This is a genomic window from Litoreibacter roseus, from assembly GCF_009811795.1.
In the GTDB taxonomy this organism is placed as follows: Bacteria; Pseudomonadota; Alphaproteobacteria; order Rhodobacterales; family Rhodobacteraceae; genus Litoreibacter; species Litoreibacter roseus.
The window spans coordinates 102,761-120,850 of sequence record NZ_BLJE01000005.1 but is presented as its reverse complement, the minus strand read 5'-3'; the positions used below and the strand labels follow the sequence as shown (position 1 = coordinate 120,850).

The 18,090-nt window shown below is 57.4% G+C and carries 16 protein-coding genes and 1 tRNA gene; 8 read left to right on the top strand and 9 right to left on the bottom strand.

The window, feature by feature from the left end:
• Nucleotides 1-2 precede the first annotated feature (2 nt).
• Nucleotides 3-2,093, top strand: coding sequence for an ATP-dependent DNA helicase RecG (recG, locus tag KIN_RS18430; protein WP_159809856.1), 2,091 nt, complete (start codon nt 3-5; stop codon nt 2,091-2,093).
• A 398-nt stretch (nt 2,094-2,491) separates the two neighbouring features.
• On the opposite strand, the gene KIN_RS18425 is transcribed toward recG, so the two are convergent.
• Both KIN_RS18425 and KIN_RS18420 read right to left on the bottom strand, forming a co-directional pair.
• On the bottom strand, nt 2,492-3,928 hold the full coding sequence (locus KIN_RS18425; protein ID WP_159809854.1) for a methyl-accepting chemotaxis protein: 1,437 nt from the start codon (nt 3,926-3,928) through the stop codon (nt 2,492-2,494).
• A 71-nt stretch (nt 3,929-3,999) separates the two neighbouring features.
• A complete protein-coding gene (locus tag KIN_RS18420) occupies nt 4,000-4,452 on the bottom strand; it encodes an iron-sulfur cluster assembly scaffold protein (protein ID WP_159809852.1) in 453 nt (150 codons plus the stop codon).
• A 91-nt stretch (nt 4,453-4,543) separates the two neighbouring features.
• On the opposite strand from KIN_RS18420, the gene hisI reads away from it, so the two are divergent.
• Nucleotides 4,544-4,903, top strand: a complete 360-nt coding sequence (gene hisI / locus KIN_RS18415; protein WP_174239142.1) for a phosphoribosyl-AMP cyclohydrolase — start codon at nt 4,544-4,546, stop codon at nt 4,901-4,903.
• A 2-nt stretch (nt 4,904-4,905) separates the two neighbouring features.
• Here hisI and gluQRS read toward each other — a convergent pair whose 3' ends face one another.
• The 6 genes from gluQRS to KIN_RS18385 form a co-directional block, all read right to left on the bottom strand.
• Nucleotides 4,906-5,760: a tRNA glutamyl-Q(34) synthetase GluQRS gene (gene gluQRS / locus KIN_RS18410; protein WP_159809848.1), complete on the bottom strand. Its 855-nt coding sequence runs from the start codon at nt 5,758-5,760 to the stop codon at nt 4,906-4,908.
• Nucleotides 5,757-6,368, bottom strand: coding sequence for a class I SAM-dependent DNA methyltransferase (locus KIN_RS18405; RefSeq protein ID WP_159809846.1), 612 nt, complete (start codon nt 6,366-6,368; stop codon nt 5,757-5,759). Before KIN_RS18405 ends, gluQRS begins: the two co-directional genes overlap by 4 nt.
• Before the next feature lie 20 nt (nt 6,369-6,388).
• Nucleotides 6,389-7,741, bottom strand: coding sequence for a methylenetetrahydrofolate--tRNA-(uracil(54)-C(5))-methyltransferase (FADH(2)-oxidizing) TrmFO (trmFO, locus tag KIN_RS18400; RefSeq protein ID WP_159809844.1), 1,353 nt, complete (start codon nt 7,739-7,741; stop codon nt 6,389-6,391).
• 107 nt (nt 7,742-7,848) lie between these two features.
• A complete protein-coding gene (gene gyrA / locus KIN_RS18395) occupies nt 7,849-10,581 on the bottom strand; it encodes a DNA gyrase subunit A (protein ID WP_174239141.1) in 2,733 nt (910 codons plus the stop codon).
• Nucleotides 10,582-10,685: 104 nt separating this feature from the next.
• On the bottom strand, nt 10,686-11,141 hold the full coding sequence (locus KIN_RS18390) for a disulfide bond formation protein B (protein WP_159809842.1): 456 nt from the start codon (nt 11,139-11,141) through the stop codon (nt 10,686-10,688).
• Nucleotides 11,138-11,716, bottom strand: a complete 579-nt coding sequence (locus KIN_RS18385; RefSeq protein ID WP_159809840.1) for a YqaA family protein — start codon at nt 11,714-11,716, stop codon at nt 11,138-11,140. The genes KIN_RS18390 and KIN_RS18385 overlap by 4 nt, the downstream gene beginning before the upstream one ends.
• A gap of 72 nt (nt 11,717-11,788) precedes the next feature.
• On the opposite strand from KIN_RS18385, the gene ypfJ reads away from it, so the two are divergent.
• The 5 genes from ypfJ (at nt 11,789) to KIN_RS18360 (ending at nt 17,042) form a co-directional block, all read left to right on the top strand.
• Nucleotides 11,789-12,652 (top strand): KPN_02809 family neutral zinc metallopeptidase, encoded by an 864-nt coding sequence (ypfJ, locus tag KIN_RS18380; protein ID WP_159809838.1) that lies wholly within the window; start codon nt 11,789-11,791, stop codon nt 12,650-12,652.
• A gap of 123 nt (nt 12,653-12,775) precedes the next feature.
• Nucleotides 12,776-13,813, top strand: coding sequence for a TRAP transporter substrate-binding protein (locus tag KIN_RS18375; protein WP_159809836.1), 1,038 nt, complete (start codon nt 12,776-12,778; stop codon nt 13,811-13,813).
• A gap of 54 nt (nt 13,814-13,867) precedes the next feature.
• A complete protein-coding gene (locus tag KIN_RS18370) occupies nt 13,868-15,127 on the top strand; it encodes a flavin-dependent oxidoreductase (protein ID WP_159809834.1) in 1,260 nt (419 codons plus the stop codon).
• Entirely contained in the window at nt 15,124-15,702 is a 579-nt protein-coding gene (locus KIN_RS18365) for a TRAP transporter small permease (protein ID WP_159809832.1), read from the top strand. The genes KIN_RS18370 and KIN_RS18365 overlap by 4 nt, the downstream gene beginning before the upstream one ends.
• Complete coding sequence (locus tag KIN_RS18360; protein ID WP_159809830.1) at nt 15,699-17,042, top strand: TRAP transporter large permease; 1,344 nt, start codon at nt 15,699-15,701, stop codon at nt 17,040-17,042. The genes KIN_RS18365 and KIN_RS18360 overlap by 4 nt, the downstream gene beginning before the upstream one ends.
• Here the strand turns inward: KIN_RS18360 and KIN_RS18355 are convergent.
• Nucleotides 17,035-17,556 carry a glutathione peroxidase gene (locus KIN_RS18355; protein ID WP_373281679.1) on the bottom strand — a complete coding sequence of 174 codons (522 nt, stop codon included), beginning with the start codon at nt 17,554-17,556 and terminating at the stop codon, nt 17,035-17,037. The genes KIN_RS18360 and KIN_RS18355 overlap by 8 nt on opposite strands.
• Nucleotides 17,557-17,717: 161 nt before the next feature.
• Here KIN_RS18355 and KIN_RS18350 point away from each other — a divergent pair.
• Nucleotides 17,718-17,802: transfer RNA gene (locus KIN_RS18350), tRNA-Leu, on the top strand.
• Nucleotides 17,803-18,090 lie beyond the last annotated feature (288 nt).

Here is an 18,090-nt window from a genome sequence, read left to right as displayed (position 1 = left end):
TCATGTCAGGTCGTCCGCCTATCCTGTTCCCGCTTTTCGGTGAGTTGACACAATTGCCCGGAATTGGGCCGCGGCTCGCTCAAAATCTGTCGGGCCTGCACATCCGCGCGCCGCGAGACCTGCTCTTTACGCTGCCTGTCTCTGGGATAGATCGCACCCGTCGCAAGTCCATTCGGGAGGTGGCGGCGCCCGCCATCGTGACGGTGGATGTCGAGATCGGGCTGCATGTGCCGCCGCGCAGCAAGGGACGACCTTACCATGTGCATGTCCATGATGCGCAGACCGAGTTCCGCTTGGTGTTTTTTCATGCCCGAGCAGACTATCTCAAGAAACAGCTTCCGACGGGCCAGCGGCGGATCGTCTCCGGTAAAATCGAAATCTTTGATGGGATCGGGCAGATGGTCCATCCCGATCATATTCTGACGTCGGAGACTGCGGGCGACATGCCGACGTTCGAGCCGGTCTATCCGCTGACCCACGGAATCACGCAGCGGGTCATGTCACGCGCGGCGCAAGGGGCCGTGGCATTTGCACCGGAACTGGACGAATGGATTGATCCCGCACTGAAGGCGAGGGAAACTTGGCCAGATTGGCAAGAGGCCATTTCACAGGCACACGCACCGCAAGACCTAAGCGATATCTCTCTTGATGCGCCCGCACGTACCCGATTGGCGTATGACGAATTGTTCGCGCACCAGTTGACGCTGGCCCTTGCACGGTTGCATCAGCGGAAAAAACCGGGGATTTCGACTGTTGCGACTGGCATTCTGCAAAAGAAGGTGCTGGCGAGCCTGCCGTACAAGCCAACAGGCGCCCAGATCCGTGCAACGCGCGAGATCGCGAAAGACATGTCGATGCCCGTGCGGATGAACCGCTTGCTCCAAGGGGATGTCGGCGCAGGCAAAACGCTTGTGGCGTTTCTTGCTTTGTTGGCCGCGATCGAGGGTGGAGGGCAAGGGGCGCTGATGGCGCCGACAGAAATTCTTGCGCGGCAGCATATGGAAAGTCTTGCTCCGCTGGCAGAGGTTGCCGGGGTGTCACTGGCCTTGCTGACGGGGCGTGACAAGGGGGCGGAGCGTCAGGACAAGCTTTCGGCACTGGCCCGGGGGGACACGAACATTCTGCTTGGAACTCACGCCGTTTTCCAAAATGACGTTGTGTTTCACGACCTTCGTCTGGCCGTAGTTGATGAACAGCATCGCTTTGGGGTTCGCCAGCGGCTTGAGCTGGGATCAAAGGGCACGGCCGTTGATCTGCTTGTCATGACTGCCACGCCTATTCCGCGCAGCCTGGCTCTTGCACAATATGGCGACATGGATGTTTCGATCCTTGATGAAAAACCGCCCGGGCGCGAACCCATCACGACCGTCACCGTATCAAGCGATAGGTTGGATGAAGTCATCGCCAAGCTGCATGGGGCCGTCGCTGATGGTCGGCAAGCGTATTGGGTCTGTCCGCTTGTCGAAGAGAGTGAGCTGAGCGACAAGACAGCCGCAGAAGCACGTTTTCAGGCATTACGAGCCGTGTTTGGCGAAGGGGTTGTCGGCCTTGTCCACGGGCAAATGCCGAGCGCTGAAAAAGATGCAGCGATGGCGCGCTTTACGGCGGGTGAGATGAAAATTCTGGTCGCGACGACTGTGATCGAGGTCGGGGTGAATGTGCCCAATGCGACGATCATGGTGATCGAGCAAGCAGAGACCTTCGGCTTGGCACAACTGCATCAACTGCGGGGCAGGGTCGGTCGCGGTTCGGCAGCATCGGCTTGTGTTTTATTATTTGAAGATCCGATTTCTGAAAGTGGCAAGCGGCGCCTGAAAATTCTTCGCGATACAGAAAATGGCTTTCGCATCGCGGAAGAGGATTTGGCGATGCGCGGGTCAGGCGATCTTATCGGGACCGCGCAAAGCGGCCTGCCGCGGTTTCGGATCGCTGACCCGGAGCGGCAGACCGCGTTGATGGCAACTGCTCAATCCGATGCTCGTGCGCTTTTGACGACGGACCCCGGTCTTGAATCGCGCAGGGGACAGGCGGCGCGTGTGCTTCTTTGGTTAACAGAGCAGGACAAAGCAATTCGCTTAATATCAGTGGGTTAGGGATTTCTGACTGCTTTTGTTCGCAAATGTTCTTAAAAAGTTCTTTACAGACTCATCCATAAATGAGAACAAAGTGGCAACTTATGGATTTCAGGTGAGGGCCGCAAGATGATAAATGATGTAAAAGACATTTTGGCAAGGTCGCCCAAAGCTTTGATCGTTGATGTTCTTGGCGCTAGTGCAATCGGCATCATAATGGCCGTCGCACTTCATCTTCCGAGTTTGGTTTAAGTATCGAGTTGCCTGCTGTCTGACACTCGCACTGCTCGAATTTCTGTCCCGTTGTTCGAGGGGTATATGCAAAAGTCCCCAACTTTTCGCCGGTTGCCTCATGTCCGGTCTGCATATGGTGCGAGAGACATGCTGACTGGCCACCACGTCCCCGCGTGGTGGCCTTTTTATTCCAGCAGGTAGGCAAGCCGTAGATTGCCCCAGTGCTGTCCGTTTACGAAGATCGGCGCGCAAACATCCTTTGTCAGCGTATAGGATCCGCCGCCCATGTCCCGACGGTAGACCTGCAGAAGAAATGGTGCTTGGTTGCGCCCACCCTTCAAGCCGACCCTATCATCAAAAATCCGGCGGTTCCGGGAATGGCGCGCATTCCAGACTGGATCGCCGGGCCTCTGAGGCTGCGAAACGCGTGTGTTGTGGGTCGGAATATATCCATTTCGGTCGATCGCCGCGCAAAGGCAAACTCGCTTGTGAAAATCGAGACCCTTTTCAAGAATGTCAGGTAAGACCTCGTCCGTGAATTCGGTGAACTGGGTCGTATGTTGCACCGGGTTTGTTCCCTCGACCTGTACGTAGTTCGTGTCGAATAGCGCGGCATGGCTGATTTTACCCTCTTCAATAGCAGCTTCGAACCGCTCGGCGATCAGATCGGCATTTGTTTGCACAAAGCTGATGAAAGGTCCGTCTGCAGCATTGCCACCAATGCTGGCCACGCTTTGCACGATCGCTTCGCTGAGGTCGATCAGGTGACCGATCCGCTCGCTTGCCTTGGTTACGGAAATCGACGTGCTATGGACGGCTTCGGCCATATCATCGAAGGCCGGCGCAATTTGACTGCCTGTTTGATGTGCGGCCTTTGCGGTTTCGCTCATGCGGATGGTCTTTACATTCATCTCGCGCATGGCTGTTTCTATGCCACCCAATGCGTTATCCGTCACAGCAGCATCATCCAGCACCTTGTCGGCATCCCGTGCGATGGCAGCAGCCTCCGTGCGCAGGGATGATACGATCTTGCCCAGGCCCGCGATATTTTTTGCGATGCCGCCTGCGGCGCGGGATGTGTCGCGGGAGAGTGCGTTGATCGCCTCGGCCACGACCGCAAAGCCACGCCCGGCATCACCCGCCCGAGCAGCTTCGATACTGGCATTGATGGCGAGAATATTAACCTGCGTGGCGATCGCAGTGATGTCATCATTGTCATTGCGCACATGTTTCAGAGCGTCTTCAGAGGACCGGATGCGCGTGTCCAGATCCTTGACCCATGTCGCTATGGACTTGCTGTACTTTACGGTGTCTTCCATCACCCGAAGGGACTGGGCCACAACCTCGAGCGCGTTTTCGCTGTCATTCCTGATCGATCCCAGCGAATCCGAGATCGTCTCATTCTGGTCCAGAAGCTCATGCAGTGCGATCTTCAGTCGATCGACGGCAACCGCGTGCTGACGGGACTTGTTGTCAACATTTTCTAGAAAGCCTGCGACGTCTACAATCGATCCGCCAAGGCCACCGACAAGTTGTGTAAGGCTCAGGTCTTCCGGTTCGACCTCTGACGCCCGACGTTGATCGGCATCTTCTTCGTAAGCGACGGCTTCGACAGCTTGCATCCTGACCTCATAGATAGGGTATCAGGCAGGGGTAGCAGTCTAGTCTTGTCAGTCCGTTAACGGGGATCGCCTCAGGCGCAGCTTTGCGTGCGCGCCTGCTCAAGTGCGTCAACTGTCGCATCCAATGAAAGAAGAATGGAGGCGTGCCGGTTCTTGAAATCACGTGCCGGAGTAAGGACTTCCAGACCGTCAAAGGGCGCGTCCGGCACAGGGCCGCCTGATTTGAGCATGTCCTTCAATTGATCGCGCGCAGTTTGAACCTGTTCAGGTGTGCATCCGACAATTGCATCTGCCACTACGCTGGCTGCAGCCTGCCCCAAAGCGCACGCTTTAACATCCTGACCATAGTCACTGATCAAACCATCGGTCATATTGACATCGACGGTGACCGTCGAGCCGCACAAAGGCGAGCGTTTTTTGGCTGTCGCATCAGGATTTCTCAGCCGCTCCGTCCGCGCGATATCTGCGGCAAGGGCAAGGATCTTGCCGGAATAGAGCTTGATCAGATCGGTATCAGCGGACATTTGATCCCTCGACGTGGTCGTTGTGGGCTTTCCCAGCCCGTTGCCTCTGATTAAGTAACTCTTGCGGCTCGTTTTGCAAAAGGAAACAGCAATGACCTTCGACCCTGCGACACTTCACTACACGTCGGACGGGCTCATCCCGTGTATCGCCCAGCAGGACGGCACTGGCGAAGTCCTGATGATGGCGTGGATGAATGAAGCGGCTGTCGAGCGGACGCTGGCGACGGAAAAGGTCACCTATTGGTCGCGGTCTCGGCAAGCCTTCTGGGTTAAGGGCGAAACCAGCGGCCATACACAACAGCTGGTTGAACTGCGCGTGGACTGTGATCGGGATTGTCTTTTGGCGATCGTCCGCCAGACCGGACCAGCATGTCACACGAACAGGCGCAGCTGCTTTTACACCGCGATTCAAGATGAAGCAGAAGTCGAGTTGATGAAGCCCGAACCCTAACGCTAGGCTAGACCCACCAGATCACGCAGGTCAGCAGGCGTAAATCCCGCCGCGCGATACGTGGCAATTGCCTTTGCATCGTCACGTTTGGCCAGCCGCTTGCCTGCGTCGTCTCGGATCAATCGATGATGGTGGTAGATCGGCGTGGGGAACCCCAAGAGGGCTTGCAGAACGACATGGATCTGCGTGGCATCGAACAGATCCTCGCCGCGCACCACATGGGTGATGTCTTGCGCAGCGTCATCGACGACACTGGCCAGATGGTAAGCCGCTGTCCCAATATCGCGCCTGTGCAAGACAACATCTCCGACAGTCTCGATCATCGTCCCCAAATCAACCATTCGATCCATAATCTCGCCAGAGCCGGTTTCTTTAAAAAATAAATCTCTATCAATGAGTTCCGATGTTTTCTTCATGTCCAGACGAACGGCATCGGTTGGCGCTGCATCGGCCATCGAACGTTTGCGGCAGGTTCCGGGGTAAATCAGGCCATCCGGACCTGTAGCATGGACGCCTTCCTGCGGCGCCCCCAAAGCGTCGCGGATATCGGCTCGCCGACAACTGCATGGATAGACCAGGCCAAGCGTCGCCAATTCTGAGAGGGCAGCATTATAGCGCGGGCCGTTCTCCGACTGGCGCAAGACCGGCATATCCCATTTGAGGCCGAGCCATGCGAGATCATCGAAGATTTGCGATTCCCATTCTGGGCGACAGCGACTTGTGTCGGTATCCTCGATCCTCAAAAGAAATGTGCCGCCGGCATCTGTCGCCATATCGTATGCCAGCAGAGCAGAATAGGCATGGCCCAGATGCAGCGGACCTGTCGGTGAAGGGGCGAAGCGGGTGCGGAAAGTCACGCTTTCTCGAACACGTAGACCATGGATTTCAGGTCAAGTCCCGGAAGATGCTCGCCGTAGTCTTCTACCAGTTTGCGATGGTCCGCGGCCTCCAGCGCCTTGACGCGTGCAGTATAACTTTCATCCGCAAGTGCATGATCATTCAGGGAAAACCCCAAATATCCGCCGGTTGGCAGCAGATCAATCAACGTGTCCATAAGTGACGCCGGTCCGGCGCCGGTGCTGATGACGCCGATTGCCACGATTGCCGCATATTGCCCTTGGGTAAAAGGCAGCGGACGGGACAGGTCGAGCGTTGTTAGCGTGCGATACATCTTCTTTTCTTGGGCGACAGCCAGCATCTCGGCGGCGGGATCGGCACCGTCGCAGGTTTTGAAACCGGCGTCGCGCAACGCGGTTCCGCCAAGACCTGTTCCGCAGCCGTAGTCCAGGATAGGTGTCGTTTTGTCGCTGATGCAGCGCCCCATAGCGTCGGCGACGCGTCGCGGGGTGAGATAGCCGTGTTCCCCGACCTCATCATCATAGGTGGTCGACCATGCATCATAGAGATCGCGTTGGGCGTCCTTACCGGTCGTCTGATACACCTTATCGAGATATTTTTCAGCCATACCTGACCGTCGCAAAAAGATCAGGCGGCGTCCAGTCTGGGACCATCAAGCCATGACGTCCAAGCGGCTTTCGCGCGATCAGTATAGATCTTGTAGCGTGTCTTGCGATTTTTCCGGCCACCCTTGGCGTCAACCGGCGGAAACAGCCCGAAATTCACATTCATCGGCTGGAAGGTCTTTGCGTCAGCACCGCCGGTGATATGGGTCACGAGCGCGCCCATTGCTGTTTCTGGGGGCGGCGTTGTAACGGGCTTACCAAGTATTTCGGCCGCGGCGAAGCGTCCCGCCAAAAGGCCCATCGCGGCACTTTCCACGTAACCTTCGACGCCCGTGATCTGTCCTGCAAACCGCAGGTGAGGGCGGCTGCGCAGGCGCATCTGGTTATCCAGAAGGGTGGGCGAGTTGATAAATGTGTTGCGGTGAACGCCGCCCAGACGCGCGAATTCTGCCTCTTCAAGGCCAGGGATCATTCGGAGCACCTCTTTTTGCGCCCCGTATTTCATCTTGGTCTGAAAGCCCACGATGTTGAACAGTGTGCCCAATGCGTTATCGCGTCTGAGCTGAACGATGGCATGGGCCTTTACGTCCGGCTGATGCGGGTTGGTCAGCCCCACGGGCTTCATCGGGCCAAAGCGCAATGTTTCGCGACCACGCTCCGCCATCACCTCAATGGGCAGGCAGCCGTCGAAGTAACCTGCCGTTTCACCCGGCTTGAACTCCGTTTTATCCGCGGCGAGCAAGGCGTCGATAAACGCTTCATACGTGTCACGATCCATAGGGCAATTTAGATAGGCCGTCCGCTCTTCCTCGGTGTCGCCCTTGTCGTAGCGGGACTGAAACCACGCCTTCTCCATGTTGATCGTGTCGAAATAAATGATCGGCGCGATGGCATCGAAGAAGGCGAGGGCATCCTGACCAGTGGCGTCGGCGATGGACGAGGCCAGATTGCCCGAGGTCAGCGGACCGGTCGCAACGATCCAGTGCCCGTCCTCTGGCAAGGTTGTTATCTCATCGTAGCTGATCGTGATATTCGGATGATCTTGGAGGGTCGCGGTGACGCTTTGCGCAAATGGATCGCGATCCACCGCCAGCGCCCCGCCCGCAGGAAGCGCGTGCTTGTCAGCGGTTGCCATAATCAGTCCGCCCGCGGCGCGCATTTCCCAGTGGAGCAGGCCTACAGCGTTTTGTTCGTCATCATCGGACCGAAACGAGTTGGAGCACACCATCTCCCCTAAATTGCCGGTACGATGGGCAAAAGTGCCGACCTTCGGCCGCATCTCGTGGATTGTGACGTTGACGCCGAGATTTGCGGCCTGCCATGCGGCCTCGGACCCGGCCATGCCGCCACCAATGATGTTCAATGTGTTGCTCATGGCAAGGATGTAGCGATGCCTGATCTAAATGAAAAGCCTTCCGGCTTTCCTCTCTTTCTTGATGCCCTTTGAGGCGTGAGCCCACAGCGGTTCAACGCTGCGACTGCCTACTCGGTGGTGTCGCCGTCGTCCTCGTCGCCCTGATCGGCAATCCACGCGACGGACACGACCTCTTCCCCTTTGCCGGTGTCAAAGACCTTCACCCCGCCCGCGCTGCGTGACCGGAAGGATATGCCGTCAACGGGACAGCGAATGGATTGGCCTTTGGAGGTGGCCAACATGATCTGATCGTCCATATCGACTGGGAATGAGGCGACGATCGGCCCGCCCCGCATTGCCTTGTCCATGGCCATCACACCCATGCCGCCACGCCCACGCACAGGGTAGTCGTGGGACGAACTGGTCTTACCGGCCCCTTGAGATGTGATCGTCAGGATCAGATCTTCTGCCGCTGACATCTCGGCGTATCGTTCCTGAGAGATTGCACCCGGTGCGGCTTCCTCATCCTCGACCTCAGCGTCATCGGCTAAACCCATGACAGCACGGCGCATTTTGAGGTAGGCCGTGCGTTCTTCCGGGCTGGCCTCGAAGTGTCGGATCACGGACATGGACACGACTTTCTGATCGCCGTCCAATTTGATACCGCGTACGCCCGTTGAATTGCGGCCAGCAAAAACGCGCACGTCCGTCGTCGGGAAGCGGATCGCGCGACCGGAACTGGTGACCAGCATCACATCATCGCTCTCTGTGCAGATACGTGCGTTTACCAACTCGACATCCTCGGGCAATTTCATCGCTATTTTGCCATTGCGCATAACATTGGTGAAATCGCTTAGCGCATTGCGGCGGACGTCACCTGCGGTTGTGGCAAAGACAATCTGCAGGTCGCCCCAGTCTTTCTCATCCCGGTCCACCGGCATGATTGCAGCAATGGAAACGCCCGTGGGGATGGGTAGAATGTTGACGATCGCCTTGCCTTTGGAGGTTCGCCCCCCTTGCGGCAAGCGCCAAGTCTTGAGCTTGTAGACCATGCCGTCCGTGGTGAAAAACAGAAGCTGCGTGTGGGTGTTGGCCACAAAGAGCCGTGTGACCACATCGTCTTCCTTGGTCGCCATACCGGACAGGCCTTTACCACCGCGTCGCTGCGCCCGGAAATCGGCGAGCGGCGTGCGCTTAATGTATCCGCCCGAGGTCACGGTCACCACCATGTCCTCTTTCTCAATCAGGTCCTCGTCTTCCATGTCGCCGGACCATTCGGCGATCTCTGTGCGACGTGGCACGGCAAACTGGTCCCGGACCTCTTTCAATTCGTTGGAGATGATCTCCATGATCCGGTCGCGGGATCTGAGAATATCGAGGTATTCCTTGATCTTACCGGCAAGCTCTTCCAACTCGTCCGTGACCTCTTTGACCCCGATTTGGGTCAGACGTTGCAGGCGCAGTTCAAGAATGGCGCGGGCTTGCGTCTCGGACAGGTTGTAGGTTCCGTCCTCGTTCATAGTGTGGGTCGGATCGTCGATCAGCTTGATATAATCGGCGATGTCCTGAGCGGGCCAGCGCCGGGTCATCAGCTTCAGCCGCGCTTCGGCCGCGTCCGCCGACTGACGGATGGTCGCCACGATCTCATCCACGTTCGACACCGCGACCGCCAGACCGCACAACACATGGGAGCGTTCGCGTGCCTTGCGCAGTTCGTAGGCCGTACGTCGCGCGACCACATCTTCGCGGAAGGCGATGAAGTTCGTCAGGAACGACCGCAAGGTCAGTTGCTCCGGCCGCCCACCGTTCAGGGCCAACATGTTGCAGGCAAAAGACGTCTGCATCGGTGTAAAGCGGAACAGTTGGTTCAGAACAACTTCGGCTGTTGCATCGCGCTTCAGCTCGACCACCACGCGGACGCCGACCCGGTCGGATTCGTCCTGAACATGAGAGATGCCTTCAATTCGTTTGTCACGGGCGGCTTCCGCTATGCGTTCGATCATCGTGGCCTTGTTCACCTGATAGGGAATTTCGGTCACGATAATCGCGTAGCGGTCCTTGCGAATTTCCTCGATATGGGTCTTGGACCGCAGGATGACGCTGCCGCGCCCCTCGGTATAGGCTTTCCGCGCGCCAGTGCGGCCCAGAATGATACCGCCCGTTGGAAAATCGGGGGCGGGAACGTATTCCATCAATTCGATCGCATCTAGATCGGGATTTTCGATCAAGGCCAGCGTTGCCTCGATCACCTCGCCCAGATTGTGCGGGGGAATGTTGGTGGCCATACCCACGGCGATCCCGCCAGCCCCATTGACCAGCATGTTAGGAAAGCGGGCGGGCAGGACGGTCGGCTCTCGGTCTTTGCCGTCGTAATTGTCCTGAAAATCGACTGTGTCTTTTTCAATATCAGCAAGGATTGCACTGGCGGGTTTGTCCATCCGCACTTCGGTATACCGCATGGCGGCGGGGTTATCGCCATCCATCGAGCCAAAATTGCCTTGCCCGTCCAAAAGCGGCAGCGACATGGAGAAGTCCTGCGCCATACGGACGAGCGCGTCGTAAATCGCGCCGTCGCCATGGGGGTGGTATTTCCCCATCACGTCCCCGACGGGACGGGCCGATTTGCGGTAGGATTTGTCGTGCGTGTTTCCCGTCTCGTGCATTGCATAGAGGATGCGTCGGTGCACTGGTTTCAAGCCGTCGCGCAGGTCCGGGATGGCCCGGCTGATGATCACCGACATGGCATAATCAATGAACGAGGTTTTCATCTCGTCGGTGATAGACACTTGCGGTCCATCGTGGATCATACGTTCAGGAGTGTTTTCTTCTTCGTTCTCAGGTGTTTCCGGCGTGTCGTTCACGTAAATTCCGATCTTGCTTTTGGCCGACTACATTTTGTTGTGAAAACTATAGCCGATGCTGCATATGGGGTGCAATGCCCATGAAAATCATGTTCGGGAGCGAGTCAGGCGCGCCGTAACGCCAGCACCCAGATCACCGCAAGACAGAGGGACAAAATCGCGTTCCAACCGGCCATAGATATGCCCGCCAGTTGCCATGCGATTTCATCACACCGCACCAGCGGGGCGTTCATGATTTGATCCAGAAGCTCTTCCGGGGTGAGGTCCCCGATTGGGGTAGACGTGCAGGTCGTCGGGCCTTCCCACCACTGCTGCTCGACACCGACATGGAAAAGACCAATGCCCGCTGTCGTCAGTGCGGCCAGCGCCCCTAAGGCAAGCAGGACACGCGTTTGGATTGCAAGAAATACGAGGCCTATCAGGATGGCGATTGCATGGGGCCACCGCTGCCAAAGACACATTGCGCACGGCGGATAACCGAAATACTGAAAGACAAACGCGCCACCTAGAAGAAGCGCCGAGCCAAGCGTCGCAAGCGAGGCAAGGCGCAGCGCCGTCATATCAATTTCACCGCAGCGAAGCCGCCAAGCAGCAGCACGATGAAAGCTGAAAAGGCGAGACCCAGCCTTTTTTCGATGAATTCGCGTATGGGCGCCCCAAATTTCCACAAAAGCGCGGCAACGATGAAGAACCGCATGCCGCGGGCAATGATCGAAGTGACAATGAATGTGCCAAGCGGCATGCCGGTCCATCCGGACATGATCGTGATGACTTTGTAGGGAAACGGGGTCAGTCCGGCGATCAGAACCGGCCAGAAGCCAAGGTCGTTGAAGCGCTGATTGAATTCCAGGGCGGCATCGCCTTTGCCCAACATCTCCAACAGCGGTTGTCCGATTTGCAGGAAAAATAGCGCCCCTATGGCATAGCCCAGAAGTCCACCCAAGACGGATGAGATCAAACACACCGCCGCAATCAGAAATGCGCGGTCAGGACGGGCCAAGATCATCGGGATCATCAGAAGATCTGGCGGAATGGGAAAGAACGAACTTTCCACGAAAGATACGAGCGCGAGCGCCCACAACGCGTTTGGATGCGCACTCAGCGACATCGTCCAGTCATAAAGACGCTTGATCATTGGAAAGCCTGCACTTCTTTTAGGGCTATGCAGCACGGAGGGGCACCTTCGGTCAAGGTAGGGGAGAACACAATGCGCTGGAGAGGTCGTCGCGGAAGCGGAAATATCGAGGACAGGCGCAGGCAAAGAGGTGGCGGTGGCGCACGTGCGGGTGGGATCGGCGGCTTCGGGCTGATCGCCATCGTCCTGATCGGCTGGTTCCTGGGCATTGATGTGACACCCTTGCTGCAAGGGGGCGGCGGATCGGTGTCCGTTGGCGCCCCGCAATCCCAAGAAGTCACAGAGGCCGACGAGCGCGCCGCGCAATTTGTGTCGGTCGTTCTGGCCGATACGGAAGAGGTCTGGGCCGAAATCTTCGCCGAGCAGGTCGGACAGCCTTACGACCCGGCGACACTTGTTCTGTTCAAAGGGGCAACCAACAGCCCTTGCGGCGGGGCAAACGGCGCGTCCGGACCCTTCTATTGCCCGGCAGACGAGAAAGCCTATCTCGACACGGACTTCTTCGTCACGATGGAACGTCGCCTCGGTGCGGGCGGTGATTTCGCGGCGGCTTATGTAGTTGCTCATGAGATTGCACATCATGTGCAGAATGAACTGGGCATTCTGGGACAGGCGAACCAGATCCGCGCGCAATCGTCCCAGGCCCGCAGCAATGAGATTTCCGTGCGGATCGAGTTGCAAGCCGATTGCCTGTCCGGACTTTGGGCTCGGTATGCGCAGGCGCGCTTCGGATCACTCGAGCAGGGAGATCTGGAGGAAGCGATCAATGCAGCGAAACAGATCGGGGACGATACCTTGCAGCGGAACGCGGGCCAGCGTCCCAACCCGCATACTTTCACCCATGGCACATCCGAGCAGCGGCAGCGGTGGTTCGCAAAGGGCTATGAAAATCCGCAAATTCAGACCTGCGACACCTTCAGCACAAACCGCCTGTGACATGTGGGAAGATATTGATTGTCAATGTCAATCAATATGCCTAACGTGACTTGCAATCGCTCTTGCAGTGATAGGACGCAGCGTTAAGCTGCGCGCATCTTACGTTTGGGAGGACGACTGAACATGAAACATCTGTTTACATCTGCGCTGGTCGGCGCGATGACGCTGGGGATGACTGCGACCGCAAGCTTTGCACAGGACGTGACGCTGAGATGTCAGCATTTCCTGTCGCCGAAGGGATCGGTGCCACGCTACTTTATTGAGCCTTGGGCGGAAAAGGTTGAGGCGGACTCAGGCGGCCGGATCAAGGTCGAGATCTATCCGGCGATGCAACTGGGGGGCAAACCGCCTGCACTCTATGATCAGATCCGCGACGGTGTAATTGATTGCGGTTGGGCGCTGCCTGCCTACACGCCCGGTCGGTTCCCGGAAGCAGAGGCATTTGAATTGCCATTCATGACCTCGATGAGCGCCGAGGCCTCCTCCAAGGCGGCATGGGAGTTCACTGAAAAGTACATGCAGGAACGTCTTTCAGACATTAAGGTGCTTGCTGTGCATGTGCATGGACCCGGTGTCATTCACAAAAAAGGTGATCCGATCACGACGCCCGCTGATTTTCAGGGCGTGAAGTTGCGCGGGCCGTCCCGCCAGGCCAACGCATTGCTTGAAACACTGGGCGCGACGCCCGTCGGCATGCCGGTTCCGGCTTTCCCGGAAGCTCTGTCGAAAGGCGTCGTTGATGGTGGTGTGATCCCTTGGGAAATCGTGCCGCCGCTGAAGGTGCATGAACTTGCAGACAGCCACACGCAGATTGGTGGGGACCGTGCGCTTTACAATACATTTTTCATCTGGGGTATGAACAAGAACACCTACGAGTCTCTGCCCGATGATCTGAAAGCGGTGATCGACGCGAATTCCGGCCTCCAAACATCTGCCGATGCCGGTCGTGCAATGGACACCGGCGATACGGCTGGCGAGGAAACAACAGCCTCTGCGGGTAACACAATCGTCACGATGGACGAGGCCGCTGTGGCAGAGCTTCGTGCAATTGGCGACGCGCAAACCGAAGCATGGGCCGCTGAGATGACCAGCAAGGGCCTTGATGGGGCTGCGATGGTGTCTGACGCGCAAGCCCTTGTCGCCAAATACGCCGACAATTGATCTCGGACATGCCCCGGATTTCGGTCCGGGGCATTTGAGAAACAGGATCGTGCTATGACTGTGTTGATTGCAGGCGGAGGTATCGGCGGCCTTGCGTTTGGTCTGAGTCTGCATCAGGTTGGGGTGCCATTTCGTATTTTCGAGGCTGTCGAAGAGCTGAGGCCGCTTGGGGTGGGGATCAACCTTCAACCTCATGCTGTCCGGGAATTGTTCGAACTGGGTCTTGAGGATCGGTTGGACGAGATCGGCCTGCGCACCAAAGAAGTCGCATATTTTTCTGCCCACGGTCGTGAGATATGGCGAGAGCCGCGCGGTCTGGATGCAGGCTACCGGTGGCCGCAATTCTCCATTCATCGCGGATTGCTTCACATGGCACTTTTGGATGCTGTGCGGACCCGCTGTGGCACGGATGTGGTTCAGACAGGTGTAGCGGTCTCTGACTGGACGAACCTGCCGGATGGGGTCGAGGTCGCGTTGGAGGACCGAAAAACCGGCAAATCCAAAGGAACTACAAAAGGTTCGGTGCTGATTGCCGCCGATGGGATCAATTCGACTGCCCGGGCAAAGCTTTATCCCGAAGAGGATGGCGCCGTCTGGGGCGGTACGATGATGTGGCGCGGTGTGACGGACGGCCCTGCCTTTCTCAGCGATTGCACGGTCGCGATGAGCGGCAAGAAAGATGTCAAGTTCGTCTGCTACCCCATCGCGCGCAACACGGAAGGTGTTCGGATTAACTGGATCGCCGATCTTACGATGCCACCAGACTATGATTGGCGGGCTCAAGACTGGAGCCGGGAGGGCGCGCGCACTGATTTCGCGCAGCACTTCAAGGATTGGTCGTTTGACTGGCTCGACATCCCTGAGATTATCGAAACCGCAGAAAACGTTTGGGAATACCCAATGGTTGACCGAGAACCGCTGAGCCAGTGGACCCACGGCAACATGACCTTGCTTGGTGATGCGGCCCACGCCATGTATCCCATCGGATCGAACGGTGCATCGCAATGTATTCTGGATGCCAGGCATCTGGCACGGGCTTTGCGGGATCACGGCGAGACGCAGGACGCGCTGATGGCCTATGAGGATGTTCGCCGAGACAGCGTAAACGCCTTGGTGTTGGCAAACCGTGGTGACGGGCCGGACAAGATCTTAGATGAGGTCGCAGTACGCGCACCCGACGGGTTCGGCACGATAGACGAGGTCATGAGCGCGGAAGAACTCGACAGTCACGCGCGGCGCTATAAAGCGATTGCGGGCATGGACATCGAGACCTTAAACGCAAGCGCAAGCATATTGGATGACCGGGCCGCATGACACTTGCAAAGACCACCGAACTGCGCGTCGGGCGCGCTCTGACCCTCGTGTGTCGTCTGCTTGCTTATGGCGGTGGCGTCTTGTTGGTCAGCATGGCTGTAATCACCGCGGCCTCCATCACAGGGCGCGCGTTGATTTTTGCGGGGCTGTCTCCAATCACCGGTGACTTTGAGCTGGTCGAGGCGGGCTGCGCGATCGCCATTTTTGCATTTTTGCCGTGGTGCCAACTCAACCGCGGGAATGTGACAGTCGACATTGTCGCGAATGCCTTGCCGTCCCGCTTGAAAGCCATATTGGGCCTGATCGGCGATATCTCCGTCACTGTCGTCGCTGGGTTGATACTGTGGCGCATCTGGCTGGGCTTCGGGGAAAAATTCCCCTACGGATCGGATGCGGTGAGACGCTTTTTCGGCATGGGATCCAAGCCTTTCTTCCCGGAAACAACTTATGAGTTGGAACTGCCCGTCTGGATCCCCTATGCGATGGCGACCTTCGGCGCGGCCGTATTTCTTTTGGTTAGTCTTTACACGGTCTGGCGCGCGCTCAATTGGGTACTTGCAGGGGAAGAGCCATGACAGGTCTGGAACTGGCGCTCATAGCCTTCGCGCTGATGCTGCTGGCGATCTTTCTGCGGGTGCCGATTGCCGTAGCAATGTTTGCGACGGGGTTCATCGGAACTTGGATCGTTCTGGGGCGTCCAAGTGCGACGCTCAGTCAGATGAAAACGCTGACTTATGATACGTTCTCGAGCTACTCGCTCAGCATCGTGCCGCTGTTTCTGCTCATGGGGCAGTTCGCAACCAAGTCAGGCATGTCTGCCGCCTTGTTCAACGCCGCGTCCGATTGGCTGGGGCACAAGAGGGGTGGTGTGGCGATGGCAGCAGTGGGCGCCTGCGCAGGCTTCGGGGCGGTCTGCGGATCTTCCCTCGCCACGGCATCGACAATGGGGCAGGTGGCGCTGCCCGAAATGCGCAAACGCGGGTACTCCGACGCGCTGTCGACAGGTGTTTTGGCGGCTGGCGGGACACTGGGCATTCTGATCCCGCCATCGGTCATTTTGGTGATCTATGCGATCCTTACAGAACAGAACATCGTCAAGATGTTCATCGCCGCGCTCGTGCCCGGTATCTTGGCGGCGTTGGGTTACATGCTGACCGTTGCGATTTATGTTCGGGTCAAACCAGGCTCAGGACCCGTTGCCGAGCGGAAACCGATCAAAGAACGGTTCCGGACGCTTTGGCGGGTCTGGCCGGTCGTCGTGATTTTCGGTTTGGTTATGGGGGGGATCGCGGCTGATTGGAACTGGGCGAACCCGGGTGTTCAAGCGCTTTTCACGCCAACCGAAGGGGCTGCAGTGGGGGCCGTCGCGACGGGCCTCTACGGTATCCTGACGGGCGGGCTGAACTGGCGAAGTTTTCTCGACAGCATCCTCGAAACGGCCCAGGCCAGCGCGATGATCTTCCTGATCATCTTTGGCGCGCAGGTGTTCAACTCTTTCCTCGCCTTCACTCAGGCGCCTCAAGCTCTGGCAGAGTGGGTCACAGGGCAGGGGTTCGCGCCCCTCACTATCCTGATCGCGATGCTTGTCTGCTATCTTGTCTTCGGCTGTGTCATGGATTCCTTGTCGATGATCCTTCTGACCATCCCGATCTTCTTCCCGATCATCGAGGTGCTGGATTTTGGCATGACGCCGGAACAAGTGGCAATCTGGTTTGGTATTCTTGCCCTCATTGTGGTGGAGGTCGGACTGATTACGCCGCCCGTGGGTATGAACCTCTTCATTATCAATCAGGTGGGTCGGGATATTCCGATTTCACAAACTTACCGGGGCGTCCTGCCTTTCGTGGCCAGCGACCTGGTGCGGGTGGTGATCCTTGTGGCGTTCCCGGTCCTGTCGATCTGGTTCGTCAGTTGACGCGAAGCTCAGCTTCGACCGCACTGGTCACCTCACGGCTCATTGGTCTGACGTTTGATCCGTAGGTCTCAAGAACCTCTCCGTCGCCGCTGATCAGGACTTTGTTGAAGTTCCAGTTGGGCTCAAATCCGACGGCATCCTTCACCCATTTGTAAAACGGATGTGCATCGCCGCCGCGCACGTCCGAAATTGTGGTCATTGGAAAGTCGAGCCCGTAGTTGAGCTCACAGAATTCTTTTACTTCCGTCTCGCTGCCAAGCTCCTGACGGAAGTCGTCTGACGGCACGCCAAGCACAACCAGACCTTCGTCCCGGTAGGTGTCGTAGAGCTCCTGCAAACCTGCGTATTGGTAGGTGAAGCCGCAAAGCGAGGCCGTGTTCACGACAAGGACAGGTTGTCCGGTCCACGCGTCCAGATCAATGGTTCCGCCGTCAATGCTGTCGAAGGTAAATGCCTCTGCCTGTGTTGCGAGCAGAAGTGTACTGGACAGGACTGCTAGGAGTGACGTGCGCATCATTTTCTAACCCTCTTCTTCCGGCTGAAACATAGGCCCTGGCCGTCGGAGTTCAATTAATCGGAAGCCGACGTCCGTCTGTGATTGACCTTTGCGTGGGCGTTGTCTAAATCGCCTCTACCTCTGGTGGCGGCTACCGCGCCACATCACAGATCGCAGGGGCCCGAGTGGCGGAATTGGTAGACGCAGGGGATTCAAAATCCCCCGCCGCGAGGCTTGTCGGTTCGAGTCCGACCTCGGGTACCAGACCATCCTTTCCACGCAACGATGATCGCTACATATCCCGCCGGCGTCGAATCGAATCGCCAAATGGTTAAGTTGTGCCGGGTCCGAAACAGTGTGTGGTCCGGCTTTGAGAGTGTTTCACAGGTGAGCTTTGGCCGTCGCTGATTGTGAAAAAAATCGTTCGGCGTTTGTCTTCTGAGATCACGAAAAATGAAGGCAGGGACCGAAGTGGGGTTTGTCAGACCCATGGAATTCTCGACGCGGTGCGTTTGCCTTTTAAGCCACTGATGCAAATTGAAAAATCCGAAA